Below are 24,987 nucleotides of genomic sequence, written 5' to 3' on the forward strand. Positions count from 1 at the left end.
AATCGAACAATGGACCGCTCTGACCTGCCCGCCCTTCAGGCCTTCGTGGTCATTGCCAGGCAAGGCTCGTTGCGTGCGGCGGCACGGGTTCTAGGCGTAAATCCGCCAGCGATCTCGCATCAGTTGAAGACCTTCGAGGAGCGCCTTGGAACGGCGCTTTTCCTGAGAAGCACGAGGTCGGTCACCCTGACCGACGCGGGGAGAGCCCTGTATGAAAGCAGCAGCCATTTGCTGGCAGCCCTCGATGAGGCTCTGGGCTCGGTCCGCAACGCTGCGAGAGCGCGGTCGGGCCGGCTGCGGATAACGCTGCCCTTTCGAGCCTGGCAGGTGATCCTGGCGCCGAGGATCGCCGCGTTCCAGCAGGCTTATCCCGAGATCGTGCTCGACTTGACGATCGACGAGGCCTTGACGGACGTCGTCGCTCGCGGCTTTCATGCCGGCATCCGTCTTGGCGATTACCTGCAGGACGAGATGATTGCCGTTCGCCTGTCGCCTTTCGAAGAGGCGGCATACGTTGCTGCGCCGGACTACCTGAAGCGCTACGGCGTTCCATCTCGCCCGCAGGACCTACTCGATCACGTCTGCATCCGCCATCGGCAGGTCACGTCGGGCCGCCTGTCGGAATGGCGGTTCAACGGTCCCGAAGGTGATCTATCGGTCGAGGTGGATGGCCCGCTCATCATGGACGACATGCGAGCCGTGGTCGACGCCGCGCGCTTGGGCCTGGGCATCGGCTGGTCGCTGAGGCGCGGGGTCCAGCAGGATCTGGACAATGGAGCGCTCCTCCAGGTTCTGTCTCGTTTCACACCATCGCGGCCGGGATTCTTTGTCTATTTCCCCAAGTCGCTCCAGCATCTCGGGCCGCTTCGCGCCTTCATCGAACATTTCCGCTGCGCCTGAGCGAGCGATTTCTACCTAGCCTTGCCGGCGATCGTTTCCTACGGTGATGATTGCAAAGTGGTTTGGCCTTCCGGGGCGGGAAAACAGCGATGTCGATCGAGCGCGTGCTTTGGGAACAGGATGCGACCGGGCTCGCGGAGCTCGTGCACAAGGGGGAAATCTCGCCGCCGGAGCTAGTCGATGCGGCGATTGCGCGGGCCGAGGCGACACGGCCCGACATCAACGCCATCGCCGAGCCGCTCTACGACGCCGCGCGGACGCGCGCACGAACAGTCGACCGCAAGCTGCCGCTCGCCGGCGTGCCCTTCGCGCTGAAGGATCTCGGCATCGGCATCAAGGGCGTGCCGGTCCATGGCGGCAGCCGCGTCCCGGCTTTCACGGCGGATTTCAACTCCGTGATGGTGGAGCGCTATCTGACTGCCGGCCTGATCCCGATCGTCACCAGCACGTCGCCGGAGCATGGGCTGCGGCTGATGACGGAGTCCGCCCGTTTCGGCGTCACCCGCAACCCCTGGAACACCGGACACACCACCGGCGGCTCATCCGGCGGCTCCGCGGCGCTGGTGGCGGCGGGCGTGGTGCCGGCCGCGCACGCCTCGGACGGCGGCGGCTCGATCCGGGTGCCTTCCGCCTGCAGCGGCCTCGTCGGGCTCAAGACCTCGCGCGGCCGGGTGCCGTTGACGCCGCTGGTCAGCGAGAGCTGGTACGGCATGGTCGTCGACCACGCCGTCAGCCGCTCGGTCCGCGACACGGCACTCTTGCTCGACCTGACGCATGGCGCCGATCCGCTCTCGCCCTATGCGGCGCCGGCGCCGAAAGGCTCCTTCGCCGCGGCGGCGGCGCGCGACCCGGGCAAGCTCAGCCTCGCCGTCTACAGGAAATCACCGGTCGGCCTGCCGGTATCGGCCGAGACGTTGCAAGCGCTGGATCGGGCGGTCGCGCTGGCACGCGAGGGCGGCCACACGGTCGAGGAGATCGACCTGCCCTATATCGACCGCGACTTCATGGCCGACTTCTGCAAGTCGGTCGTCTCGGCGGTGGCCGGCACCATGCGCGCCGAGACCCTGCGCGTCGGCCGCAGTGTGATCGGCGACCTCGAGCGCGCCACGCGCGTGCTCGCCCGCTTCGGCGAGATCATCCCGGCCGGTGAGATCTACCAGGTGCTGCAGCGGCTCAGCGCCGCGTCGCGCCGCCTGATCACCGAAACCGCGCGCTACGACGCGGTGCTGATGCCGATCATTGCCCACCCGCCGCTTGCCTGCGGCTCGATGGACCCGAAAGGCGCCGACGAACTGATCGAGAACCTGCTCGACAAGCTGCATTTGACCCGGCTCCTCAACATCAAGTCGCTGTTCGGGCAATTGATGGACAAGAGCCTTGGTTCACCCACTGGCCGGCGATCCAGAATGTCAGCGGCCAGCCGTCGATCGCGCTGCCGGTGCATGTCACGGCCGCCGGGCTGCCGCTCGGCATCCAGGCGGCCGGACGTCCGGGCGACGAGGAGACGCTGCTGTCGCTTGCCGCGCAAATGGAGAAGCTGTCGGGCTGGCTCGGGCGGCGCGCGCCATTGAAGACGCCTGGTTAGAACTGCAAGCACGATTTCGTCATTGTGACCGCAAAGCCGTTTGCGGCCTGCGGCAATTCCCGTTAAGACGCGCGCCATCCCAAAGCGCATCGCGACCTACAGATTCGCGCGACGCGCTTTAGATCTTTGTTTTGATGCATGTCGTTCTCCCAAAACCGCTGCGCACTTTTGGGCGACATGCACTAGCCACTTTGGGAGCCGTATCGATGACGGACATCGCCGCCACCGCCGAAATGCAGGCCGCGCTGCTTTCCAGAGCGCTGCCCTACATGCAGCGCTACGAGAACAAGACCGTGGTGGTGAAATATGGCGGCCACGCCATGGGCGACAACGAGCTCGGCAAGGCCTTTGCCCGCGACATCGCGCTTCTGAAACAATCCGGCGTCAATCCGATCGTCGTGCATGGCGGCGGGCCGCAGATCGGCGCCATGCTCAGCAAGATGGGCATCGAATCCAAGTTCGAGGGCGGGTTGCGCGTCACCGACCAGAAGACGGTCGAGATCGTCGAAATGGTGCTGGCCGGCTCGATCAACAAGGAGATCGTGGCGCTGATCAACGCCGAGGGCGAATGGGCGATCGGCTTGTGCGGCAAGGACGGCAACATGGTGTTCGCCGAAAAGGCGCGCAAGACGATGATCGATCCGGACTCCAACATCGAGCGGGTGCTCGATCTCGGCTTCGTCGGCGAGCCGGTCGAGGTCGACCGCACGCTGCTCGACCTTCTGGCGCGCTCGGAGATGATCCCGGTGCTGGCGCCGGTGGCGCCGGGCCGCGACGGCCACACCTACAACATCAACGCCGACACGTTTGCGGGCGCGATTGCCGGGGCCTGCCGCGCTTCGCGCCTGCTGTTCCTCACCGACGTGCCCGGCGTGCTCGACAAGAACAAGAAGCTGATCGACGAGCTGACGGTCGCCGAGGCCAGGGCGCTGATCAAGGACGGCACGGTGTCGGGCGGCATGATCCCGAAGGTCGAGACCTGCATCGAGGCGATCGAACGCGGCGTCGAAGGCGTCGTCATCCTCAACGGCAAGACGCCGCATTCGGTGCTGCTCGAACTGTTCACCGAGCACGGCGCCGGCACGCTGATCGTGCCGTAGCAAATCTTCAGCCGACTAATCTTCTTTCACCCGACACATGCCCAGCTTCGATGACGGGCGCGGCCGGCTTTCGCGCCGGGTGCCGAAAGATCATCGATTCCTCCTCGACATCCTGCGGCGCGCCCCAGAATTCGGCTAGCGTCGGGCCGTCCTTCACGCGACGATCGCGGGCGAGAAAGCCCCAGACCTCGCGGAGCCAGACCCGGCGCCCCATCTTGGTGTACCAGCGCATCGAATGCCGCTGCTCGGGATCGGGGTGGAAAAGGATGCGCGCCAGCGCCTTCGGCCGTGACTGCACGGCGAGCTCGATCAGCTTGACGGTGAAGAACAGCATCCACGGTTTCAGCCGCGTCATCGCCAGCACCTGGTGCTTGTAGTCCCAGAGGCGCGCGTCCCTTTGGATCACCTTGCGATCCTTGGCGATGCGGAAGAACGGAGTCCAGCGATGCGGCGTGACATAAAGGGCCTGGATCTGGTCCGGGTCATAGGCGATGAGCTGGCGGAAGCCGCGCCAGAGATCGCGAAAACCTTCGTCCTCGAAGCCGGCCACCCAGGTCGCCATCGACAGGATGCCGTGCCGGCGCAGCAGCCGGATCGCCTCACGATCGGATCTGGTGCTGCCGCCCTTGCGGATCAGTGACAGCGTCTCCTCATCGGTGTTCTCCATGCCGAGCAGCCAGCGGATGACGCCGGCCTTGCGATAGAGATGCAGGATGTCGGCGTCGCGCACGATGTCGTCGGCGCGGGTCGAGCCGACGATCAGCACCGGCACGTTTTCAGCGATCATGGCATCGAGGAAGGCGCGCCAGGCCTTCTTCGAGGATGTCGGGTTCTCGTCGGCGAGGTTGACCAGTTCGACGCCATGCTGCCGGTGCAGCCAGGCGATCTCCTTGGCGAACTTGACAGGGTCGCGGTGCCGCCAGCGGGTCCAGAAGCCACGCTGGCCGCAATAGTTGCAAAGATGCGGGCAGCCGCGCGAGAACTGCATGACCACGGCCCGCTTGCCGCCCCAATAGCTGTAGCGGCCATGATCGATCAGTTCCCAGCCGATGCGGTAGGCATCGAGGCCGGCGATCGTCGTCGCCGGCGGCGTGGCGAAGGGGCGGCCGAGATCGTCGCGATAGGCGATGCCGGCAACGCCCGAGAACGGCCGGTGCTTTTCCAGCGCCTCGAGCAGCGCGACGATGGTCGCCTCGCCCTCGCCGCGCACGATGAAGTCGAAGGCATGTGTCTGGCTCAATATGTCGCGCCAGTGATAGGTCGGGAACACGCCGCCATAGATGATGATCGCTCCCGGCGCGCGGAGCTTGATCATCTCAGCGATCCGCAAGGCGGTCGGATGCGCCGAGGTCGAGCCGGAATGGCCGATGAGGACGACGTCGGCATCGTCGCGCAACGCCTCATCGACGAGCATCCCAAGCGGCATCGGGCCGAACTCGGCATCGACCAGGCGCACCCGATGGGCGGCGTCGAGCAGCGGGCCGCCGATCGCCAGGAGCCCGAGCGGCGGCAGGTGATCATCGGGCACCCGGCTGCCGATGGCGGTGTGCGGCGGATTGACCAGCACGATGTTCATGGCGGACCTCCATTGCGGTTGGTCCGCCGGTCCTAGCGGTCGATGGCGAAGCCGGCTTGGCGCGGTTCAGCAGTTTCCGAGCAGCTTTTGCAGAGAATTGGCGAGGTTGGCCTCTCGAGCGGTTCAGCTTCTTGCCCGCTCCAAAGTTTGTTTTCGTGCAAGTCCGGACGGAAAACGCTGTTTACCTTTGCTGGAAGGCCGCTAGCGCCGCAGATGCGCGAGCGGCACGTGGCCGGGCCCCTTGATGTTCTGCAGCACCAGCTGTGTGTGGACATCGCGCACGCCGGGAAAACGCATCAGCCGGTGCATGACGAAGGCGTTGAGGTCGTCCACCGACGGCACCATCACATGCAGCAGGAAGTCGTAGTCGCCGGTCATCGTCCAGCAGGACGAGACCTCATCCATGCGCTGCACGGCGGCGATGAAGCTTTCCGGCGAGCCGTCGCTGTGGCTGACCAGGCGGACCTGGACGAAAACCTCGACCATCAGGCCGAGCGAGCGGCGGCTGAGAATAGCGGCGAAGCCCTTGATGATGCCGGCGCCTTGCAGGGCCTCGAAGCGGCGCGCGCACGGGGTCGTCGACAGGCCGATTTCCTGCGCCAGTTCGGACACCGGTTTTCGGCCGTCGCGCTGCAGGATGTCGAGCATCTTTATCTCGAACTCGTCAAGCTGAGGCATTTCTGCTCCCATTTCCGCAAATCGGAGCGAACTTTACCTCAAAAGCCGCCGTTATACCATCAACTAAGCTGATTTGCCTCGCGGGCCGCCGCTACTGTCATCCCCAATCCACCGATCACGATGTTGAGGAGGAACTGCCATGACGATCAGCGTTGCCGACTACGCCCGGGACTGCGCTGCACAGGGCCTTCGCGGCGACTATTCGGTCTGCCGCGCCGATTTCACCGTGGCGCAGGGCTATGATTATTCGGCCGAGGAGCAGGCGGTCTGGCGCACGCTCTGCGACCGGCAGACGAAACTGACGCGGAGACTGGCGCACCGCTCCTATCTTGACGGCGTGGACGCGCTCGGGCTGCTCGACAAGATTCCCGATTTCGAGGAGATCAGCGATAAGCTGCGCAAGCTGACCGGCTGGGAGATCGTCGCGGTGCCGGGCCTCATTCCCGCCGGGCCCTTTTTTGATCACCTCGCCAGCCGCCGCTTCCCGGTGACCAACTGGCTGCGGACACAGAAGGAGCTCGACTACATCGTCGAGCCGGACATGTTCCACGATTTCTTCGGCCATGTGCCGATCCTGACGCAGCCGGTCTTCGCCGATTTCATGCAGATGTATGGGCAGAAGGCCGAGGACGTGATCGCGCTCGGCGGTGACGAGATGATCACGCGGCTCTACTGGTACAGCGCCGAATACGGCCTCATCCAGGAACCGGGCCAGCCGGTGAAGGCCTTTGGCGCCGGGCTGATGTCCTCGTTCACGGAGTTGCAGTTCGCCGTCGAGAGCAAGGACGCGCATCACGTGCCGTTCGACCTGGAGACGGTGATGCGCACGGGCTACGAGATCGACAAGTTCCAGCGCGCCTATTTCGTGCTGCCGTCCTTCGACGTTCTGCGCGATGCCTTCGCCAGCGGCGATCTCTCCGGCATCGTCACGCGATTCAAGGATCAGGCGGCGCTCGACCCGGCGACGGTTTGAGGTTGGCTTCGCCCGGCCGACCTTCGGAGCGGTTCAGCTGCCATTGAGCGGCTGAACCGCTGTGGGCTCATGCCCCACGGATTTCTCCAAAGGCGGCCAAGGCGGCGCCGGCTGCCATTCCTGGCACCGGCGCTGCCTGCCTTGTTTCCGCGGACGGAAGTCGCTGCAGGCTGTGCCGATTGCTTCACACGGTGATCAGCTTGCTGAGATGATCGCCGAGGCGGCAGGCCAGCGCGGTGATGGTCGTCGTGGGATTGCACTCGCCGGAGGTGCAGAAAACCGAGGAGCCGCCGACATAGAGATTGTCCATGCCGTGCACCTTGCAATTGGCATCGACGACACTCTTGGCGACATCGGTCCCCATGCGGGTACCGCCCATGTGGTGGTGACCGGCCGTTTCCTCGTCGGTCGGGTAGTCGCCGCCATTGCCGATCCAGTCGGCGATGCGGACGCGGCCGAGATTCTTCTGCGCCATGGTGGCGCCGAAGAGTCTCAGCCCTTCGAGCAAGGTCCGCCGCTCGAGCGGCGACTTCTGCCAATGGAGCTCGATGCGGGGCACGCCGGCGTGGTCGACTTCGGTCCTTGAAAGTTCGATCCGGTTCGAGGCCAGCGGGGCCTGCTCCCAGGCGACATAGAGCTGGGCGGCGCAACGCAGGTTCTGGCTTAGCTTGTAGGCCGCCCATTCCGCCATGTCCGGCGCCGTGCAGGCAAGGTCCGCGATCAGCCGCTTGATGTTGGGATAGGGCGTCTCGATCAGGCGGATGCCGAAGTTCAGGATCTGCAGCCGCTCCATCGCGGGCAGGGTCGGCGAGAAGAACGCCTCGTTCGAGGCATCGACTTCGAACTCGTCGTAATTGGCCAGAATGGCATTGCCGCCCTCGAAGGTCGGGTGCTCCATCCAGTAGCGGCCAAGTGCCGTGGCATGCGGCACCACCGCTCCATTCGAGCGCTGGTTGGACCACAGCAGCAGCCTGGAATTCTCCAGCCCGCCGGTGCAGGTGATGAAATAGTCCGCCGTAAAGGTCCCGGCATCCTGTCCGTTCGACCATAGCCTGGCGCCGGTGACGCGCTTGCCGTCGCCGGCAAGCTCGGTGGCATAGGTGTTGAGCACGACGGCGATGTTGCTGCTCTGGTCGAGTTCGCCAGCGAACTTCTCGGCGAAACGCACGGCCGGGCTCTTGATCAGCTGCACCCAGCGGATGTCGTCCGAAATTGGCACATCCGGCCGGAATTCGGGAAGTTCCAGTATATCGTGGACTTCGGACAGATAAGGCTCGATGTCGGCGCGGCTGATCGGCCAGCCCGTGTCCGGCGCCCAAGCCTTGGGCTCGAAATCCTGGCGGTCGAGCACGCGGCACCAGCCGGCCCAGTGGTTGGACGAGCCGCCCATGAAGCGCAGCCGCGTGATGTCGAGGTCGAAATAGTAGTCGCCGACCGTGTTGCCGCGGTAGAAGTCCTGCGATTCCTCGCTGAACTCGCGCGATCCGGCCTCCAGCACAACCACCGGAATGCCGGCGGCACCGAGCTTTCTGGCGATGGTGGTGCCGGCCGGGCCGGAACCGAGGATGCAGACCCTTGGCTTGAAGCTCGCCTGCTTGAACGCCTCATAGCTGTCGAAGATCATGCAAGATCGCTCCGCTTCAGGATCCAGCCATTGACCTCTATGATGTCGTCGGGGACGATCTCATCCGGGCGATGACCGGCTGGTTGCGGAACAGCGACAGCGCGGGCAGCGCGATCAGTGCCTGGACGATGCCGCGGCGCGATATTTTCTTGATGAAGACAGTCATGACAGATCTTTCGATAAGGCCTCTATCCACGCATGTCGTTCCCTGAACGGCACACGTTCCGCCCCAGAAGCCAGTTCCGTGCCAAACCGCGTGCAAACCGGGTCACACGCAGAAGTTTAGCGCGGTCGAATATAGAAATGGTTAGGACGGCCGAGCGAGTCGGCGCTCAGGCGGCCTCCGAGATGTCGCGGTCGAGGATCGAGAGATTGCGGCCGCGATGCTTGGCCTCGTAGAGCCGGCGGTCGGCTGCGCGCATCAGCTCGGAGACGGTAGCGCCCTCGCCGCAGGTGACGCCACCGATGGAGACGGTGAGGGGCACGGTCCGCTCGTCGATCGGACGGAATCGGACCAGCTCGACCTCGCGGCGGATGCGCTCGGCGACGCGCCTGGCCTCCTGTTCGGAGGCGCCGGCCAGGAAGGCGGCGAATTCCTCGCCGCCGATTCGGCCGAGCACATCGCCGCTGCGCACGCCGCGCTGAATGGCCGCCGCGATCAGAAGCAGCGCCTCGTCTCCGGTCAGATGGCCGAAATTGTCGTTGATGGTCTTGAAGTGGTCGGCATCGATGATGAGCAGCGCGCCGCGGTCGGACTTGCGCCGCGAGCCGTCGAGCGCCGCAAAGAAGGTCTCGCGATTGAGCATGCCGGTCATGTCGTCGCGGCTGGCCTTTTCCGACAGGCGGCGATGCGCGGCGGCGAGCTGCGCGTGGGCGCGAGCGAGTTCACGATGCGCATTTTGCAACCGGTCGCTCTGCCAAAAGGCGCCGAAGCTGGCGATCCAGGCCAGCACCAGGGGACAAACCGTCGAGGTTAGCCAGATGGTGCGGCCGATCGTAAAGCCCATTCCCGGAACCACGATCAATGTCAACAAAAGCGATGCTGCAACCGAGGCGAACGCCACGGCTGCGGACTTCAAAACTATGCGACTCATTCGCCGACTCCCACCGGACTGCTTGTGTGCCAGCAAGCGCTGAAGGCGACCTTTCGGAGACGGTTAAAATTTGAAGGGAGACGCGTTTTCGCGGTGGCAGACGCGCAGAAGTTGTGGATAAAGCCGGCGTCGGCATGCCATAAGGACGGCATGACGACCCTGCCCGATCCCGCCCGTTTCGCCCATGTCACCGACTGGGTGTTTGACCTCGACAACACGCTCTATCCGCATCATTCGAACCTGTTCGCGCAGATCGATGTAAAGATGACCGCCTATATCGGCGAGTTGCTGACGCTGCCGCGCGAAGAAGCGCGCAAGCTGCAGAAGGAGCTCTATCAGGAATATGGCACGACGCTGAACGGCCTGATGACGCGCCACGGCATCGATCCAGACGACTTTCTCGAGAAAGTGCACGACATCGACTATTCCTGGCTGGTGCCGGATCCCGTGCTCGGGGCCGCGATCCGCCAGCTTCCCGGCCGCAAGTTCATCTTTACCAACGGCGACCGTAGGCACGCCGAGCGAACGGCGCGGCAGCTCGGCATACTCGAGCATTTCGACGACATCTTCGACATCGTCGCGGCGAGGCTCAATCCGAAGCCGGCGCGGCAGACCTATGAGCGGTTTGCCGAGCTGCATGCCGTGACCGGTCACAATGCGGTGATGTTCGAGGATCTGGCCCGCAATCTCTCGGTGCCGAAATCGCTCGGCATGACGACAGTGCTGGTCGTGCCGCGCAACTTCGAGCCGACATTCTCCGAAATCTGGGAGCGCGACCCGGAAAACGAGGACGACGTCGATTTCGTCACCGACGACCTCGCCAGCTTCCTCACCGCGATCGTCGAAGTCACGGCTTGAGGCAACGTCAGGTTACCGGGACGCCCTCAGCATCCGCCTAGGCGAGCGGCCGACCCCGTCAGAGCTCGTAGAAGCGGCGCACGATCTCCCAGGCCTCGTCGGCGGTGTCGACGAAGTCGATGATGTCCTGATCGCCGGGCGAGATGGTGCCCTGCTCGGCGAGGAAATCGAGGTCGATGGCCCTTCCCCAGAAGGCCTTGCCGAACAGGATCACCGGCACGCGCTCCATGCGGCCGGTCTGAATCAGCGTCAGCGTCTCGAAAAATTCGTCCATCGTGCCGAAGCCGCCGGGAAACACCGCGACGGCCTTGGCGCGCATGACGAAATGCATCTTGCGGATGGCGAAATAGTGGAAGTTGAAGCAGAGCTCGGGCGTGACATAGGCGTTCGGCGCCTGCTCGTGCGGCAGCACGATGTTGAGGCCTATCGACGGCGCGCCGACATCGTCGGCGCCGCGGTTGCCCGCCTCCATGACGCCGGGCCCGCCACCGGTGACGACGACGAACTCGCGGTAGTAGGACGCCGCCGACTGCTGCGAGCAGAGGCGGGCGAATTTGCGCGCCTCCTCATAGTATTTGCTGTTGAACTCGAGGTTCTTCTTCTGCGTCTCGTTCTTGGCCGCCCAGGCGGCGCCGCCCGGCTCTGGCAGACGCGCGCCGCCGAACAGGATCACCGTCGAGCGGATGCCCCGTTCGGCCAGGATCATCTCCGGCTTCAGCAGCTCGAGCTGCAGGCGCACGGGGCGCAGTTCGCGCCGCGTCATGAAATCGGGATCGTTCCAGGCCAGCCGATAGGTGTCGGCGCGCGTCTGGGGGGTGTCCGGCACGCTTTTTGCCCGCTCCAGATCCTCGTCTGAATGCGGCAACGGCGTCCAGCCCGCCTTTTCCATGGGAGTCATTCGATCCACCCGTCCTAATCCTTTGCTTGCGCCGTCCCGTGACGCAACCGCGATTGACCCCCATCACACCTTCACATAGGGTCCGCGCGACTTTCGGAACAGGTTAAGGGGCAGCCCCTTAACAGCTTGGTAATGGAGCGAATTCATGTCGAAGCCAGATCTTGCGAGCCTCGAAAAGACCATCGAAAAGGCCTTCGAGGAACGCGACACGATCTCGACTGCGACCCGCGGCGAAACGCGCGACGCCATCCAGTCGGCACTCAATCTGCTCGACCGGGGTGAGGCGCGCGTCGCCGAACGGCAGGAAGACGGCAAGTGGCACGTCAACCAATGGCTGAAGAAGGCGGTGCTGCTCTCCTTCCGCTTGAACCCGATGGAGATCATCAAGGGCGGTCCGGGCCATGCGGTATGGTGGGACAAGGTGCCGTCGAAGTTCGACGGCTGGGGCGCCGTCGATTTCGAGAAGGCCGGCTTCCGCGCCGTGCCGTCGTCGGTGGTGCGGCGCTCCGCCTATGTGGCGCCGGGCGCGGTGCTGATGCCGTCCTTCGTCAATGTCGGCGCCTATGTCGACTCGGGCACCATGGTCGACACCTGGGCCTCGGTCGGCTCCTGCGCCCAGATCGGCAAGAACGTGCATCTGTCGGGCGGCGTCGGCATCGGCGGCGTGCTGGAGCCGATGCAAGCCGGCCCGACCATCATCGAGGACAATTGCTTCGTCGGCGCGCGTTCCGAGGTGGTCGAAGGCTGCATCGTGCGCGAAGGTTCGGTGCTCGGCATGGGCGTGTTCATCGGCCAGTCGACCAAGATCGTCGACCGCGCCACCGGCGAGGTCTTTTACGGCGAGGTGCCGGCGAATTCGGTCGTGGTCGCCGGCTCGCTGCCGGGCAAGCCGCTGCCCAATGGCGAGCCGGGTCCCAGCCTCTACTGCGCGGTCATCGTCAAGCGCGTCGACGCCAGGACCCGCTCCAAGACCTCGATCAACGAATTGCTGCGCGATTGATCTTTTCCGGAAACGGACGCACCTTCCGCCAGCGCGACATTCCGTCGCGCTGATTGAATACGGAGGGGCGACATGGACTGGAAGTACCTGCTGACAAGTTTCGACGGTCGCATCAACCGCGCCAAGTTCTGGGCTGGCATCGGCGTGTTCATCGCCATCGCCATCCTTGCTTTCATTCTCGATTCGATCCTGGGCACACGTTTCACGACCGCCAGCGGCGCCGAGGTCGGCGTCATCGGCGTGCTCGTGGCACTGGCGTCGATCTACTTCGCGATTGCTCTCTACGCCAAACGCTGGCACGACCGGAACAAGTCGGGCTGGTGGACGCTGATCGGCCTCATTCCCATCATCGGCAGCATCTGGCTGCTGGTCGAACTCGGCATCCTCGAAGGCACACGAGGCGCTAATCAATACGGACCGGACCCGCTTGCCTGAAAAATCGGACCTCATCTGGCTCTTCTTCAAGACCTCGGGCCGCGTCAGCCGCGCGGCCTATTTTCTCGGCGGCCTGCTGGTCGCGCTCGTCCAAGCCTTCCCGCTCTACCGCTTCACGCTGGTGCCGGAAGGCTCGGCCGAGAGCAACATGTGGTCGTTCGTGTTCTTCATCACCTTTCTCGCCTCCTTGTGGTCGAACATCGTGCTGGCGGTGAAGCGGCTGCATGATCTCGACAAGCCCGGCATCGCGGCGCTGGTGCTGTTCGTTCCCGTCATTTCGATCATCGCCTTCCTGGTGCTCTGCCTGTTTCCGGGCCAGCCGGGGGCCAACCGCTACGGCAGCCGCACGAACGCGCCGGCCGATCGCTGAGTGCCGGGACGCCGATGCGCTACCGCACGCTCGACCCCAAGCTGATCATCGAGACCGCGGAAAGGCTGGCGGAGCGCGTGGGCGAGCGCTTCCCGGAAGCCGGCCTGCGCGGCGTCGCCGGCGAACTGGTGTCGCTGTCGCGGGACCTCGCCGAGGCAGCCAGGGAACTGGGAGCGCCGATCTGGTGGCTGCGCGGCGTGATCGCTGCGGCCTTCATTGCCGGCGCGGCGATGTTCCTCTTCGTCGGCACCATTCTGCCGCTCGACCGCATTTCGGGGACCGAGGATGCCGTGCAGTCGGTGCAGGGCATCGAGGCGACGATCAATACGGTCATCCTGGCGGTGCTCGGCTTCCTGGCGCTGATCCGCACCGAGGAGCGCATCAAACGCAAGCGCGTGTTTCGCGCGTTGCACGGGCTGCGCTCGCTGATCCATGTCATCGACATGCACCAGCTGACCAAGGACCCGGCAACGCTGTCGGCCGACTTCACGCCAACCGCCCATTCGCCGGCGCGCATCACCAATGCCGCCGATCTTGCCCGCTATCTCGACTATTGTTCGGAGATGCTGTCGATCACCGGCAAGGTCGCGGCGCTGTTCGCGCAATCGGTCAATGACGACGTGGTCATCAACGGCGTCAACGACATCGAGAATCTGAGCTCGAACCTGTCGCGCAAAATCTGGCAGAAGATCACGCTGATCGAGGATCGCCGGTAGAGCGGTTCAGCTTCTCACAAAATCGCTGACCCGCTCAACGCATTTGATATCACGCAATTCCGGACGGAAAACCGCTGCGCAGTTTTCATGGAATTGCCCTGACGGCTTCCGGCGTGAGACCGGGCGGTCCGTGTTTGTCCGCCTCCGCCTGACGCACCAGCGCCGCGACGCGCTCGATCGTCGGCGCCGGCGTGCGGGTCTTGCTTGCGAGGCTGAGCACCACACCCTGCAACGCGTCGATTTCGGTCGAACGGCGGCGCTCGAGGTCGTCCCACATGGAAGAACGCGCCCGAGGATCGATCGCCAGCATGCGCCGGGCCAGGACTGCGAACAGCCAATCCGGCAGCCTCAGCACTTTCGGCAGCAGCGACGGGGACAGACCGGCGATCCGCGCCGTCCCGATGCCGGCTGCCTTCATCGCGGCGAGCGCCTCCTCGATCTGGGCGGCCAGGATGAGGCGCCAGCGGCGGTCGGCAAGTTCCGTCGCCAATGGCAGGCCGGAGAGCGCCACCAGCGCGTTGTTGAGGTTCATCAGTAGCTTGCTCCACTGCACGGCCTTGATGTCGGAATGGGCTTCGACGCCAAGCCCTGCGACGTCGAGCAGCCTGGAAAGGCGCGCGTCCTCGACCATCACCTTGCCGTCGCTGGCGCGATGAACATGCAGCGGCGTCCCGCCGTCCGGCGACAGGACGACGTTGAACGGCACCATCCCGGCAAGCACACGCAGCCCTGGCAGTCCCGCGCGCAGCCTGGCCGCGTTGGAGACGCCGTTCTGCAGGCTGAGGACAATTGCATCGGGGCGGGCGTGCATCCCGACAAGCGCCGCCATCTCCTCGGTCGCGCCGCTCTTGACCGTGACGACAACGATGTCTGCATTGGACAGCGCAGCCGCGGGATCGTCGGTCACCGCAAGCGCGCCAGGGTCGAGGCGGCGATCGAGGCCGTCAAGATCGCTGACGCGAAGCCCGCTCTTGCGCATGGCCGCGACGATGCGGCCGCGCCCGAGGAAATTCACCTTGCGGCCCGCCAGCGCCAGGCAGCCACCGACATAGCAACCGATGCTGCCGGCGCCGGCAATCGCGATCGTCTTTGCGTCATTGGCCATGCGATCACCCCGTCCTGGCTCGCAATTATACGGCATGACAACCATATTGTCGGCGGCATGGTCGGCCATCGTGTCCGACCGTGACAGTCCTGCCGCTTTCGATTATCGCTTTGCCCATGAGCTTGCCGACAGACCCCGCCCAGAATCTTGCCGCCTTGATCCGCTGTCCTTCCGTGACCCCCGCCGAAGGCGGCGCGCTGCAGGCGTTGGAGACGATGCTGATGCCGCTCGGCTTCTCGGTCGAGCGACCGGTGTTCGCGGAAAGCGATACGCCCGATATCGAAAATCTCTATGCCCGCCGCTCCGGCAACGGGCCGCATCTGATGTTTGCGGGCCATACCGACGTCGTGCCGGTCGGCGACGAGGCGGCGTGGACGTATCCGCCCTTCGCCGCCGCGATCGCCCATGGCGAGATGTATGGCCGCGGCGCCGTCGACATGAAGGGCGGCATCGCCTGCTTCGTCGCCGCGGTGGCGCGCCATGTCGAAAAGAACGGCGGGCCGAAAGGCTCGGTCTCGCTGCTGATCACCGGCGACGAGGAAGGACCCGCCATCAACGGGACCACCAAGCTGCTGGAGTGGGCGGCCGCCAAGGGCGAGAAATGGGATGCCTCGATCGTCGGCGAGCCGACCAATCCGGACGCCCTCGGCGACATGGTCAAAATCGGCCGGCGCGGCTCGATTTCCGGAATCGTCATCATCAACGGCCGCCAAGGGCACGCCGCCTATCCGCAGCTGGCCGACAACCCGGTGCGCGGACTGATGAGCCTGGTCGACGCGCTGCTCCATCCGGTGTTCGACAAAGGGACCAAGGATTTCCAGCCGACCAATCTGGAAGTGACTTCGATCGACGTCGGCAACCCGGCCACCAACGTCATTCCAGCCAGGGCGACGGCCGCCTTCAACATCCGCTTCAACGACAGTTGGACTGCCGAGACGATCCAGGCCGAAATCCACAACCGGCTGGACCAGGCGGCCGGGCGCAAAAAATACCGGCCGGGCAAGACGGCCCCAATCGACTACGAGCTCGTGTGGCGTGACCGGCCGAGCCATGTCTTTCTCACCCGCGACGAGAAGCTGATCGACACGCTGAGCGCGTCGGTTGCCGCCGTGGTCGGCAAGACGCCGGCGCTGTCCACCTCCGGCGGCACCTCCGATGCCCGCTTCATCAAGGATTATTGCCCGGTGGTCGAGTTCGGGCTGGTCGGCAAGACCATGCACATGGTCGACGAACGCGTGGCGCTGGCCGACCTCGAGACGCTGACGCGGATCTACGAGCGCTTCATCGAAGACTGGTTCGGACAAGGCCTGGCGTAACCATGCTTTCGGCGGAAGAAACCTTTGCCTCGCTGGCCGGCGCCTGGCGGCTGATGTTCGGCAAGGCCGACGGCCTGCGCATGCTCGACCTTTCGGCTGATGGTTTCTGGAACTCGTTCTTCGCTATCGTCGTCGCGGCCCCGGCACTGATCGTCGGCTGGGTCGGAATCGCCAACGAGATCGGCGATCCAACCGCCTTCGCCGGGCGCTTGGGCATATTGCTCCGGCTGGCGGCCGTGGATATCGGTTCATGGGTGCTGCCGCTCGTGGCGCTTGCGCTTGTCGCGCCGCGCGCCGGCATCGGCGGCCGCTTCGTCCACTATGTCGTCGCTTCCAACTGGGCGTCGGCGATCATTGCCTGGCTGATGCTGCCGTCTGCGCTGCTCAGGCTGTTCCTGCCCGCCACGGATGACGCAACCGGGCTGGTGGCGCTGGTGCTGTTTGCGCTGTCGATGGTGCTGACCTGGCGCATGACCAATGCGACGATCGGCAAGGGTGCTGCCGTCGGCACCGCCGTCTTTGCCGGCATGTTCGTTGCCTCGCTGCTGGTGCTGTTCGGGCTGCAGGCGCTGCTCGGCATCGACATACCTGATCCCGGCACTTAGAGCGGTTCAGCTTTTCACAGAATCGCTATCCGCTCCAACCAGTTGGTTCCACGCAATTGCGAGACCGCTACGCTTTCCTGGAATTGCTCCAGGTCCGCCGCTGCCTGGTCTGTTGATGCAGCCGTGCTGGGTATGATATTATCATACCATCTACCGAGGAGGCAAACATGTCTGCTGCCGAGAAACGTACGTTCAGCCTACCGGCCGAACAATCTGCCTTCATCGACAAGCTTGTACAATCCGGCGCATATGCAACCAGCAGTGAGGTCATCCGCGCAGGACTCCGAGCCCTGCAGGAGCGCGACGCCGCCGTCGAGCGTTGGCTGCGCGAGGAAGTCGCTCCGACTTACGATGCCTGGAAGGCAAACCCCGGCAAGGGCATTTCTCCGGAGGAGATGGCCGAACGTGCGCGCAAGCGTCGTGAGACCCGTTCGCAGAAGAAGCCGTGAAGCGTCGGGCGGTCGTCTACACGCCTGCTGCCAGCGACGATCTCGATCGTATCTACCACCTCATTGCGGAGGCCAGCAGCGCGACCACGGCAAGCAGCTATGAAGGTCGGATCCGAGCGTTCTGCGAGCGCCTCGAATACGGCTCGGAACGCGGCACCGTCCGCGATGACGTGCGGCCGGACCTTCGGGTTGTCGGATTTGAACGCCGAGTAGCCGTTGCTTTCACCGTGGAGCCCGAACGCGTGGTGATTCTACGTCTATTCTACGGCGGAGCCAGCTGGTCGGATGACATCGCCGAGGACGACCTCGGCTAATCGACCCGCCCAACGGACGTCTGGAGATAATCCACCCCGACAAGAAACAGCCCGTCGGGCGGAGCAACCTGGCCGCAAGCGGCGCGGTCGCGCGCTTCCAGCGCCGCCTTGAGATCGGCAGCGCTCCAGGAGCCGTCGCCAATACGCCTCAGCGACCCCACCATCGATCGCACCTGGTTGTGCAGGAAGGAGCGCGCCGAGGTCCGCACCTCGATGAGATCGCCGGCACGGCCGACATCGAGCCGGTCTAACGTCCTGACCGGGCTTTCGGCCTGGCACTGGGTGGAGCGGAAGGTGGTGAAGTCATGCCGACCGAGCAGCAGCTTCGCCGCCTCGTCCATGGCCTCGGCATCGAGCCGTTTCGGCACCCACCAGACCTTGCCTTTTTCCAGGGCCGAAGGCGCACGACGATTGAGGATACGGTAGAGATAGTGCCGCCCCGTTGCGGAGAAGCGTGCATCGAAGTCGTCGGCAACAACCGCTGCCTTCAGAATGGCGATGCGCGCGCCGGCCGCCTGAAGATGGGCGTTGACGGCATCGCGCACCTTGTCGCCGGGCCAGGCCTTGGCGAGATCGACATGCGCCACCTGGGCGGTGGCGTGCACGCCGGCATCGGTGCGGCCGGCGGCGCGCAACCGCAGCTCTTCGCCGCAGAACTTGGCGATCGCCTGCTCGATCGCCTGCTGCACCGAAGGCTGGTCCGCCTGGTGCTGCCAGCCTGCGAATTGGCTGCCGTCATATTCGATATCGAGACGAAAACGCGGCATGCTCGTCGGTTGGTTCGCGCTCAAAAAGTGGTCTTGCGGAGCATGATCCTCTCCGAAAACCGGTTCCCACTTTTCGCGATCATGCTCTAGGCGGCGAGCGCGGTGAAGGCCGAGGCGTAGACCAGCTTGCCGGCTTCGGGCGCGTCACCCCAGGCCAGAGCCTGCAAAGCCTCGCCCTGATACTCGCTCTCGAACTTCTCGGCGCGCCCGTGGCTGTAGCCGAAGCGGCCGTAATAGGCCGGGTCGCCCAGCACCACGGCCAGCCGCTCGCCGGCTTCCTTGAGGCGGAGATGCGCCTCGCGGATCAGCGCGCCGCCGATGCCGGTGCCATGGAAGGACGGCTCGACCGCCAGCGGCGCCAGCGCCACGGCGGCGAAGCGCTTGCCGCCATTCTGCACGAACAGCCTGGAAAACAGGATATGGCCGACGACCTGGCCGTCTTCTTCCGCCACCAGCTCGACCACGGTGTCGCCACCGGCGACCAGCGCGTCGACCAGGCCGGCCTCCGCCTGCTGGCCGAATGCATGCTCTTCGACGAGGCGGATCGCCTCGCGATCCCGCGGCGTCGCCGCGCGTATCGACATCATGCTCATGAGAGTTTCATTCCTTTTTCGATCTTGGCCCCGCGCAGGAACTCCTGCGCGGCGGCGGGCCTTCCACCCGCCCGTTGAACTTCGACCAGCCGGACCGCGCCTGACCCGCAGGCGACCGTCAGCCGGTCATCGAGAATTCCTCCCGACTCGCCGACGCCATCCGAGAGCGTCGAGCGAAGCAGTTTCAGCCGCTCTGGGCGGCCGCCAATTTCGACCTCGCACCACGCGCCCGGAAAGGGCGAGAGGCCGCGGATGTGGTTGTGGACTTCGCCGGCAGGCCGCGTCCAGTCTACGCGTGTCTCCGATTTATCGATTTTTCGGGCATAGGTCACCCCCGTAGTCGCCTGTGAGGCAAATGTCAGACAATTTATCCCCAACTGCGCGAGGGCTTCCACCATCAGCGGAGCGCCGATCGTCATCAGGCGGTCATGCAATTCACCGGCGGTGATATCGGGTCCGATGGCACATTTTTCAACCAATGCCACCGGACCGGTGTCGAGGCCTTCCTCCATGCGCATCACCATCATGCCGGTCTCCGCATCGCCGGCCATGATGGCGCGCTGGATGGGCGCAGCACCACGCCAGCGCGGCAGAAGCGAGGCGTGGCCGTTGAGGCAGCCTAGCCTGGTTGCCTCGAGAACCGCTTTCGGCAGCAGCAGGCCATAGGCGACGACTACGGCGACATCGGCCTGCAAGGCGGCGAACGCCTGCTGCTCGGCCTCGCCTTTGAGCGAAGCCGGCGTCCGCACCGCGATGCCCAGCCGTTCGGCCTCGCGCTGCACGGGCGAGGGCGTCAATTCCAGTCCGCGGCGGCCGGCGGCGCGCGGCGGCTGCGTGTAGACGGCGGCGACGTCATGGCCCGCCTCGGCGACGGCGCGCAGCGTCGGCACCGAAAACTCCGGCGTGCCCATGAAGATGACGCGAAGGGGCATGATCCCCTAGCCCACCATCTTGCCCGGCGCCTTGTCCTTGGCGAGCTTCTTGAACTTCTTCACCACCATGTCGCGCTTCAGCTTGGATATGTGGTCGATGAACAGCACGCCGTTGAGATGGTCGATCTCATGCTGCAGGCAGGTCGCCATCAGCCCTTCGGCCTGCATCTCCTGAAGCTTGCCGTCGCGGTCGAGATATTTCACCCGCACGGCGGCGGGACGCTCGACCTCGGCATAGTAGTCCGGGATCGACAGGCAGCCTTCCTCATAGACCGAGCGCTGGTCGGAGCTTTCGAGGACTTCCGGATTGATGAAAACATGCGGGGCCGGCGGCTCGCCTTCCTTGGCAAGGTCGATGACCAGCATGCGCAGCGGCTCGCCGATCTGGACCGCTGCCAGGCCGATGCCCGGCGCGTCATACATGGTCTCCAGCATGTCGTCGGCGAGTCTGCGGAGGTCGCCATCGACGCGCTCGACCGGCTTCGAAACCTGGCGCAGGAGAGGATCGGGAAGAATGATGAGCGGCTTGATCGACATGGCGTCTCACCTAAGACCTCGCTGGAAAAGCGTCAACCGGGGCTCCGGTGGACTGTTCACGTTTTGATCTGTGCCGGGCGACCGAATCGGCTATGGTGCCGCCATGAACGACACGACCTCGATCTTTTCAGAACCGGTCGCGCGGCTCGGCGCCACCACGATCACGCTGGGCCAAGCGCTGTTTGTTGGCGCGCTTCTGCTGCTGGCTCTGTTCGTGGCGCTCGTCGTGGCGCTATGGCGCGCCGCCGGGGCGCGCGCGATCGCAGCGAGCGAAGCCGCCGACCATGCGCGCGACACCGAGGCCCGGATGGCCGACATCCTGCAGGCCCAGGCCGAGATGCAGGGGCGCATGGGGGCGATCGCCGAAGTGTTCGGCGCCAGACAGGCCGAACTCACCCAGTCGCTCGGCCAGCGTCTCGATGCCATGACCGGTCGCCTCGGCCAGACCATGGCCGAACAGACCAGGTCGACGCATGAAAGCCTGGCCAGGCTGCAGGAGCGGCTGGCGGTGATCGATACCGCGCAGGGCAACATCCAGTCGCTCGCCGGCCAGGTGGTGCAGTTGCAAGCGATCCTGTCCAACAAGCAGACGCGCGGCGCCTTCGGCCAATCGCGCATGGAGGCGATCATCGCCGACGGCCTGCCGCACGGCGCCTACGAGTTTCAGGCAAGCCTCTCCAACGGCAGCCGGCCAGACTGCCTGGTGCGGATGCCCAACGGCGCACCGATGCTTGCCATCGACGCGAAGTTTCCGCTCGAAGCCTGGAACGCCATCCGTGCCGCCGAAGGCGCCGACCTGCAGAAGTCGGCGGCACAGGCCTTCCGGCGCGACATCGAGGTGCATATCCGCGATATCGCCGAGAAATACCTGATCCAGGGCGAGACGCAGGACACCGCTTTCATGTTCGTGCCTTCTGAATCGGTATTCGCCGAGATCCACGAGAATTTCGAGGCGGTCGTGCAGAAGGCGCATCGCGCCCGGGTCGTCATCGTTTCACCGTCGCTGCTGATGCTGTCGATCCAGGTCATACAGGCTATCCTCAAGGATGCCCGCATGCGCGAGCAGGCGCATCTGATCCAGGGTGAAGTGATCCGCCTGATGGAGGATGTGGGGCGCGTCGACGAGCGGGTGCGTCGCCTGCAGACGCATTTCGGTCAGGCAGCCAAGGACATAGACGACATCCTCGTCTCGACCTCGAAGGTCACCAAGCGCGGCCAGAAGATCGAGGCGCTGGAATTCGCCGAAGGCGAAACCGAGCCGGCCCGCGGCGGTCCGGCCAGGATCGAGCCAAGCGCGCGGGTGGCGGATTCCAAGACAGGCCAGTTACGGCTTAGGGTCGTGGAAGACAGCGAGTAGCTGCTCGACGCGGAGGTTGGAAAGAGCGATTCTTCCTAGGTGCATACCTTGGAGATAGGTCAGAACGCCCATCGCTTCGTCATTCTATGGCGGAGCAAGGAGCGAAGCGACGCGCGCCAACCCTAGAATCCATTCCGGCGTTGCCGCGGTGCAGAGTTCTGTGCCGCCGCGCGCTTCAAGAGACGTCACGGAATGGATGCTCGGGTCAAGCCCGAGGATGACGAAGGTGAGAAGGCTTCCGCCAATCGCCAAGGGCTTCGCTGCTACTGCTCCTCGATCGTCGTCATGCCTTCGAATTCAGGCAGCCAATGCAGCGCCGAGCGGTGCCAGACCTGTCTTCTGGGAACGAGCTCCTCGCGCTGACGCGCTGTGCCGACCCTGATGCCATAGATTTTCGGTCCGTCGCCCACCGACGTGGCATAGAGATGCGACCCGCACTCGCCGCAAAAGCCCTGCGCGCGCTTGGCCCCGCTCGAGCCGGTCTTGATGTAGACCTTCGGCGTGCCGCTGGTGATCCTGTAGTTGCTTTCCGGCGCCGGGACCGTCACGCGGAAAGCGGTGCCGGTCAGTTGCTGGCAATCCGTGCAGTGGCAGATCGAGGTCTTTTCCGGATCGACCTCCGCCTCATAGGTGATGGCGCCGCAATGGCATCCGCCGTCGATCTTCATCAGCCTTCCTCCTCAAGAGTTTGTCCTAAGCCTAGTCCTCGCCGGCCGCCTCGGCGATGGCCCTGCGCCGCAGCTCCCATGTGCCAGTCGCCTGCGGCTTGACGAACAGTCTGGTGATCTGCGGCATCTCTTCTTTCAGCCGCGCCTCCAGCCGCTCGACGCAAGCTTCGATATCGGGAGCGGTGAGGTGATCCTCGAACTCGATGCTCAAGCCGGCGACGATCTCCTCCGGGCCGATATGGACGCTCAATATACCGTTCGCCTGCTGCACGGCCGGGTCCTGGCCGGCAATCGCCAGCACCTTCCTCTGCACCTCCGGTGAAGCGGGCTCGCCAAGCAGCAGGCCCTTGCTCTCGCGCGCCAGGAAGATGGCGGTCGCGCCGAGGATGATCGCGATGCCGATCGAGCCGAGCCCGTCGAGCTCGGGGATTTCCAGGAGTTCGGCTGACAGGATGCCGGCAAATGCGACCATCAGTCCGAGCAGCGCCGCACTGTCCTCGAACAGCACGGTATAGACGCTCGGATCCTTGCTGCGGCGCACCGCCTCGAGCCAGCCCTGCCGGCCCTTTTGGCGACGGAACTCCTTCAGCGCCACCAGCCAGGAACTGCCTTCGAACAGGAAGGACAAGGCGAGCACGACATAGTTGACCTTGGCGTTGACGACCGGTTCGGGCGTCATGATGTGGATGATGCCCTCATAGAAGGAAACGCCGGCGCCGAGCGCGAAAACCAGAAGCGCGACGATGAAGCTCCAGAAATAGAGCTCGCGTCCATGTCCGAGCGGATGCGTGTGGTCGGCGGGGCGCGCGGCGCGATGCATGCCATAGAGAAGCAGTGCGCCATTGCCTGTGTCGACCAGCGAGTGAACGCCTTCCGACAGCATGGCGGACGAGCCGGTGAAGAGGGCCGCGGCGAACTTGGTCAACGCGATCGCAAGGTTGCCGGCGAGCGCGGCATAGATCACCCTTTTCGAACCGGCATGCCCTGCCATTCGCGTTCCTGACCTGTCTGACGCCGACGAGCTTAGCGGCGCGGCGACCTAAGCTCCACAGACAATGCGCCAGCGGTCCCGAGGTTCACGGCGGGGTTAGCGCTATAGTTCAGTCGCTGCTTTCCGAGTCCGCGCCGTGCCGAGCAAACTGATCGAAATCGCCGAAACCGGCTCCGACCATGCGCAGCCACTTGCGGTCGGGCGCTTCTCTTGTTTCACTTGGCTGCCCACAAGCGGAGGAGCGAATCATGGCTAAAGGTGCGATGAAGGCGGGCAAGGAACCCCGCAAGCCGAAGAAGGACGCGAAGAAGCCTGCCGCGGCCCCGGCCCTCAAGGCGCCGCCCGTCAAGGCGATCAGGATCAAGGAAAAATAGCCTCTCACGATCCTTCTCGACTCAATTTGCAGCCGGCAGCATGGACAGTGCTGCCGGTGCTTTGTTGATCGGGGAACTGGGCAGCGACGCGCTCTAGACCTTTGTTTTATGCATGTCGTTTTCGCAAGACCGCTGCACAGTTTTGCGTGACATGCAGTATTTCAGCGCAGCGAGGACGACCTCGCTTTTCATGAAACTTGGCCGGGACGACCCGCCACTTCCCGCATTCGCAACACGCGATGCCGGATCGATGGGGTGACTGTGATGTCCTGGATTTTTCTGTTCTTCGCCGGTCTGTTCGAGATCGGCTGGGCGGTCGGCCTCAAATACACGGACGGCTTCTCGAGGCTGATGCCGACCGTGCTGACAATTGCCTCGATGATCATCAGTCTCGGCTTGCTCGGCCTGGCGCTGAAGACGCTGCCGGTCGGTACGGCCTACGCGGTCTGGACCGGGATCGGCACCGTCGGCACGGCCTTGCTCGGCATCTGGCTCCTCGGCGAGCCGGCGACCGTGGTGCGACTTGCCTGCATCGGCCTGATCGTCTGCGGCATCGTCGGGCTGAAGCTGGTCGCCTGACACGCCCGAGCAAAGACACCAGGACAAACGCCTTCAGGGCCGCCACTGGCGACCCTGAGCCATCTTGGAACGAAACCGCTGTTAGCGGGCGGAGAAGCCTGGCGGCGTCCGGCCGACGCGCGCCTTGCGGGCAGCGTAGCGCGCATCGCGCTTGGCCTTACGCTCGGCCTCGTCGGCGAGCAAGCGCGCGATGCGCTCGTTCTCCTCGGCTTCGCGGATCTTGGCCTCGGCTGCCGCCACTTCTTCGGCGGCTATGCGAGCCGCTTCAGCCGCTGCCTCGCGCTCGGCCCTCTCGGCCGCTTCGCGCGCCAGCTTTTCCTGCTTCAGCCTGGCCTTCTCGGCCTCGCGGATAGCGCGGGCCTCGAGAATTGCCTTGCGCTCGGCCTGACGCGCCAGCACCGCTGGGTCGTCGGCGGCCGGCCTTGCCTTGAAGCGCTCAAGGAGCGCCTTCTTTGCCTCGTTCGCGGCGTTGCGCCGCTCGAAAATGTCTTTTTCCCTGTAGATAGCCAAGTCCACTTCCTTGCAGTCAATTCGCGACGCTTACATACGCGCGAAAGTCATGAGTTCAAGCGCCAAATCGGTATGCCAGCCAT

General features: G+C 64.6%; 30 protein-coding genes and 1 pseudogene. 17 read left to right on the top strand and 14 right to left on the bottom strand.

The annotated features are described in order from the left end of the window. Nucleotides 1-9 precede the first annotated feature (9 nt). From EJ074_RS15515 to argB, 4 genes and pseudogenes are all read left to right on the top strand, one after another. Complete coding sequence (locus EJ074_RS15515) at nucleotides 10-900, top strand: LysR family transcriptional regulator (protein ID WP_095805190.1); 891 nt, start codon at nucleotides 10-12, stop codon at nucleotides 898-900. 89 nt (nucleotides 901-989) lie between these two features. Continuing rightward, nucleotides 990-2,156, top strand: a pseudogene (locus EJ074_RS15520) (amidase); the annotation flags it as partial. Between the two features lie 182 nt (nucleotides 2,157-2,338). Then, complete coding sequence (locus EJ074_RS30610; protein ID WP_245518821.1) at nucleotides 2,339-2,485, top strand: hypothetical protein; 147 nt, start codon at nucleotides 2,339-2,341, stop codon at nucleotides 2,483-2,485. Nucleotides 2,486-2,691: 206 nt separating this feature from the next. Then, the gene (argB, locus tag EJ074_RS15525; RefSeq protein ID WP_095805191.1) at nucleotides 2,692-3,585 is read left to right on the top strand and encodes an acetylglutamate kinase; all 894 of its coding nucleotides are present in this window, start codon (nucleotides 2,692-2,694) and stop codon (nucleotides 3,583-3,585) included. Nucleotides 3,586-3,592: 7 nt separating this feature from the next. Here the strand turns inward: argB and bchE are convergent, their stop codons facing one another. Both bchE and EJ074_RS15535 read right to left on the bottom strand, forming a co-directional pair. After that, nucleotides 3,593-5,161 (bottom strand): magnesium-protoporphyrin IX monomethyl ester anaerobic oxidative cyclase, encoded by a 1,569-nt coding sequence (gene bchE, locus EJ074_RS15530; protein ID WP_095805192.1) that lies wholly within the window; start codon nucleotides 5,159-5,161, stop codon nucleotides 3,593-3,595. A gap of 201 nt (nucleotides 5,162-5,362) precedes the next feature. Beyond that, entirely contained in the window at nucleotides 5,363-5,839 is a 477-nt protein-coding gene (locus tag EJ074_RS15535; protein WP_095805193.1) for an Lrp/AsnC family transcriptional regulator, read from the bottom strand. Between the two features lie 139 nt (nucleotides 5,840-5,978). Here EJ074_RS15535 and phhA point away from each other — a divergent pair, with 139 nt between their 5' ends. Continuing rightward, nucleotides 5,979-6,812 carry a phenylalanine 4-monooxygenase gene (gene phhA / locus EJ074_RS15540; protein ID WP_095805194.1) on the top strand — a complete coding sequence of 278 codons (834 nt, stop codon included), beginning with the start codon at nucleotides 5,979-5,981 and terminating at the stop codon, nucleotides 6,810-6,812. Between the two features lie 184 nt (nucleotides 6,813-6,996). Here phhA and EJ074_RS15545 read toward each other — a convergent pair whose 3' ends face one another. From EJ074_RS15545 to EJ074_RS15550, 3 genes are all read right to left on the bottom strand, one after another. Further along, the gene (locus EJ074_RS15545) at nucleotides 6,997-8,436 is read right to left on the bottom strand and encodes a GMC family oxidoreductase (RefSeq protein ID WP_095805195.1); all 1,440 of its coding nucleotides are present in this window, start codon (nucleotides 8,434-8,436) and stop codon (nucleotides 6,997-6,999) included. Between the two features lie 37 nt (nucleotides 8,437-8,473). Next, on the bottom strand, nucleotides 8,474-8,602 hold the full coding sequence (locus EJ074_RS30615) for a hypothetical protein (protein ID WP_280952436.1): 129 nt from the start codon (nucleotides 8,600-8,602) through the stop codon (nucleotides 8,474-8,476). A gap of 166 nt (nucleotides 8,603-8,768) precedes the next feature. Beyond that, on the bottom strand, nucleotides 8,769-9,530 hold the full coding sequence (locus EJ074_RS15550) for a GGDEF domain-containing protein (RefSeq protein WP_095805196.1): 762 nt from the start codon (nucleotides 9,528-9,530) through the stop codon (nucleotides 8,769-8,771). Nucleotides 9,531-9,680: 150 nt separating this feature from the next. Between EJ074_RS15550 and EJ074_RS15555 the strand changes: the two genes are divergently transcribed. Further along, entirely contained in the window at nucleotides 9,681-10,388 is a 708-nt protein-coding gene (locus EJ074_RS15555; RefSeq protein ID WP_095805443.1) for a pyrimidine 5'-nucleotidase, read from the top strand. A gap of 58 nt (nucleotides 10,389-10,446) precedes the next feature. Here the strand turns inward: EJ074_RS15555 and EJ074_RS15560 are convergent, their stop codons facing one another. Next, nucleotides 10,447-11,286, bottom strand: coding sequence for an LOG family protein (locus EJ074_RS15560; protein ID WP_095805197.1), 840 nt, complete (start codon nucleotides 11,284-11,286; stop codon nucleotides 10,447-10,449). 145 nt (nucleotides 11,287-11,431) lie between these two features. Between EJ074_RS15560 and dapD the strand changes: the two genes are divergently transcribed. The 4 genes from dapD (at nucleotide 11,432) to EJ074_RS15580 (ending at nucleotide 13,807) form a co-directional block, all read left to right on the top strand. Then, complete coding sequence (gene dapD / locus EJ074_RS15565) at nucleotides 11,432-12,286, top strand: 2,3,4,5-tetrahydropyridine-2,6-dicarboxylate N-succinyltransferase (RefSeq protein WP_095805198.1); 855 nt, start codon at nucleotides 11,432-11,434, stop codon at nucleotides 12,284-12,286. Between the two features lie 72 nt (nucleotides 12,287-12,358). After that, entirely contained in the window at nucleotides 12,359-12,721 is a 363-nt protein-coding gene (locus tag EJ074_RS15570) for a DUF805 domain-containing protein (RefSeq protein WP_095805199.1), read from the top strand. Continuing rightward, nucleotides 12,714-13,091: a DUF805 domain-containing protein gene (locus tag EJ074_RS15575; RefSeq protein WP_165349944.1), complete on the top strand. Its 378-nt coding sequence runs from the start codon at nucleotides 12,714-12,716 to the stop codon at nucleotides 13,089-13,091. The genes EJ074_RS15570 and EJ074_RS15575 overlap by 8 nt, the downstream gene beginning before the upstream one ends. Nucleotides 13,092-13,105: 14 nt before the next feature. Then, the gene (locus tag EJ074_RS15580; RefSeq protein ID WP_095805201.1) at nucleotides 13,106-13,807 is read left to right on the top strand and encodes a hypothetical protein; all 702 of its coding nucleotides are present in this window, start codon (nucleotides 13,106-13,108) and stop codon (nucleotides 13,805-13,807) included. Between the two features lie 85 nt (nucleotides 13,808-13,892). Here the strand turns inward: EJ074_RS15580 and EJ074_RS15585 are convergent, their stop codons facing one another. Next, on the bottom strand, nucleotides 13,893-14,912 hold the full coding sequence (locus EJ074_RS15585) for a 2-dehydropantoate 2-reductase (protein WP_095805202.1): 1,020 nt from the start codon (nucleotides 14,910-14,912) through the stop codon (nucleotides 13,893-13,895). Between the two features lie 116 nt (nucleotides 14,913-15,028). Here EJ074_RS15585 and dapE point away from each other — a divergent pair, with 116 nt between their 5' ends. The 4 genes from dapE (at nucleotide 15,029) to EJ074_RS15605 (ending at nucleotide 17,596) form a co-directional block, all read left to right on the top strand. Beyond that, nucleotides 15,029-16,228, top strand: a complete 1,200-nt coding sequence (gene dapE / locus EJ074_RS15590; RefSeq protein WP_095805203.1) for a succinyl-diaminopimelate desuccinylase — start codon at nucleotides 15,029-15,031, stop codon at nucleotides 16,226-16,228. A 2-nt stretch (nucleotides 16,229-16,230) separates the two neighbouring features. After that, entirely contained in the window at nucleotides 16,231-16,833 is a 603-nt protein-coding gene (locus EJ074_RS15595) for a transporter (RefSeq protein ID WP_095805204.1), read from the top strand. A 167-nt stretch (nucleotides 16,834-17,000) separates the two neighbouring features. Beyond that, the gene (locus EJ074_RS15600; protein ID WP_095805205.1) at nucleotides 17,001-17,282 is read left to right on the top strand and encodes a type II toxin-antitoxin system ParD family antitoxin; all 282 of its coding nucleotides are present in this window, start codon (nucleotides 17,001-17,003) and stop codon (nucleotides 17,280-17,282) included. Next, on the top strand, nucleotides 17,279-17,596 hold the full coding sequence (locus EJ074_RS15605; RefSeq protein ID WP_095805206.1) for a type II toxin-antitoxin system RelE/ParE family toxin: 318 nt from the start codon (nucleotides 17,279-17,281) through the stop codon (nucleotides 17,594-17,596). Before EJ074_RS15600 ends, EJ074_RS15605 begins: the two co-directional genes overlap by 4 nt. Here EJ074_RS15605 and truA read toward each other — a convergent pair. The 4 genes from truA to def form a co-directional block, all read right to left on the bottom strand. Beyond that, the gene (truA, locus tag EJ074_RS15610) at nucleotides 17,593-18,363 is read right to left on the bottom strand and encodes a tRNA pseudouridine(38-40) synthase TruA (RefSeq protein WP_129553563.1); all 771 of its coding nucleotides are present in this window, start codon (nucleotides 18,361-18,363) and stop codon (nucleotides 17,593-17,595) included. The genes EJ074_RS15605 and truA overlap by 4 nt on opposite strands. 86 nt (nucleotides 18,364-18,449) lie before the next feature. Beyond that, nucleotides 18,450-18,956 carry an N-acetyltransferase gene (locus EJ074_RS15615; protein ID WP_095805208.1) on the bottom strand — a complete coding sequence of 169 codons (507 nt, stop codon included), beginning with the start codon at nucleotides 18,954-18,956 and terminating at the stop codon, nucleotides 18,450-18,452. Next, entirely contained in the window at nucleotides 18,953-19,888 is a 936-nt protein-coding gene (fmt, locus tag EJ074_RS15620; RefSeq protein WP_095805209.1) for a methionyl-tRNA formyltransferase, read from the bottom strand. Before fmt ends, EJ074_RS15615 begins: the two co-directional genes overlap by 4 nt. Before the next feature lie 6 nt (nucleotides 19,889-19,894). Then, nucleotides 19,895-20,425 (bottom strand): peptide deformylase, encoded by a 531-nt coding sequence (gene def, locus EJ074_RS15625; RefSeq protein WP_095805210.1) that lies wholly within the window; start codon nucleotides 20,423-20,425, stop codon nucleotides 19,895-19,897. 103 nt (nucleotides 20,426-20,528) lie between these two features. Here def and EJ074_RS15630 point away from each other — a divergent pair, with 103 nt between their 5' ends. Continuing rightward, on the top strand, nucleotides 20,529-21,782 hold the full coding sequence (locus tag EJ074_RS15630) for a DNA recombination protein RmuC (RefSeq protein WP_095805444.1): 1,254 nt from the start codon (nucleotides 20,529-20,531) through the stop codon (nucleotides 21,780-21,782). Nucleotides 21,783-22,045: 263 nt separating this feature from the next. Here the strand turns inward: EJ074_RS15630 and EJ074_RS15635 are convergent, their stop codons facing one another. Both EJ074_RS15635 and EJ074_RS15640 read right to left on the bottom strand, forming a co-directional pair. Beyond that, nucleotides 22,046-22,450: a GFA family protein gene (locus tag EJ074_RS15635; RefSeq protein WP_095805211.1), complete on the bottom strand. Its 405-nt coding sequence runs from the start codon at nucleotides 22,448-22,450 to the stop codon at nucleotides 22,046-22,048. Nucleotides 22,451-22,481: 31 nt separating this feature from the next. Further along, a complete protein-coding gene (locus EJ074_RS15640) occupies nucleotides 22,482-23,441 on the bottom strand; it encodes a cation diffusion facilitator family transporter (protein ID WP_095805212.1) in 960 nt (319 codons plus the stop codon). Nucleotides 23,442-23,689: 248 nt separating this feature from the next. Here EJ074_RS15640 and EJ074_RS30620 point away from each other — a divergent pair, with 248 nt between their 5' ends. Continuing rightward, nucleotides 23,690-23,815: a hypothetical protein gene (locus EJ074_RS30620; protein ID WP_095805213.1), complete on the top strand. Its 126-nt coding sequence runs from the start codon at nucleotides 23,690-23,692 to the stop codon at nucleotides 23,813-23,815. A 264-nt stretch (nucleotides 23,816-24,079) separates the two neighbouring features. Continuing rightward, on the top strand, nucleotides 24,080-24,394 hold the full coding sequence (gene sugE, locus EJ074_RS15650; RefSeq protein WP_095805214.1) for a quaternary ammonium compound efflux SMR transporter SugE: 315 nt from the start codon (nucleotides 24,080-24,082) through the stop codon (nucleotides 24,392-24,394). 81 nt (nucleotides 24,395-24,475) lie between these two features. On the opposite strand, the gene EJ074_RS15655 is transcribed toward sugE, so the two are convergent. Next, entirely contained in the window at nucleotides 24,476-24,904 is a 429-nt protein-coding gene (locus tag EJ074_RS15655) for a DUF6481 family protein (RefSeq protein ID WP_095805215.1), read from the bottom strand. Nucleotides 24,905-24,987 lie beyond the last annotated feature (83 nt).

It is taken from the genome of Mesorhizobium sp. M3A.F.Ca.ET.080.04.2.1 (assembly GCF_003952525.1).
Lineage (GTDB): Bacteria > Pseudomonadota > Alphaproteobacteria > Rhizobiales > Rhizobiaceae > Mesorhizobium.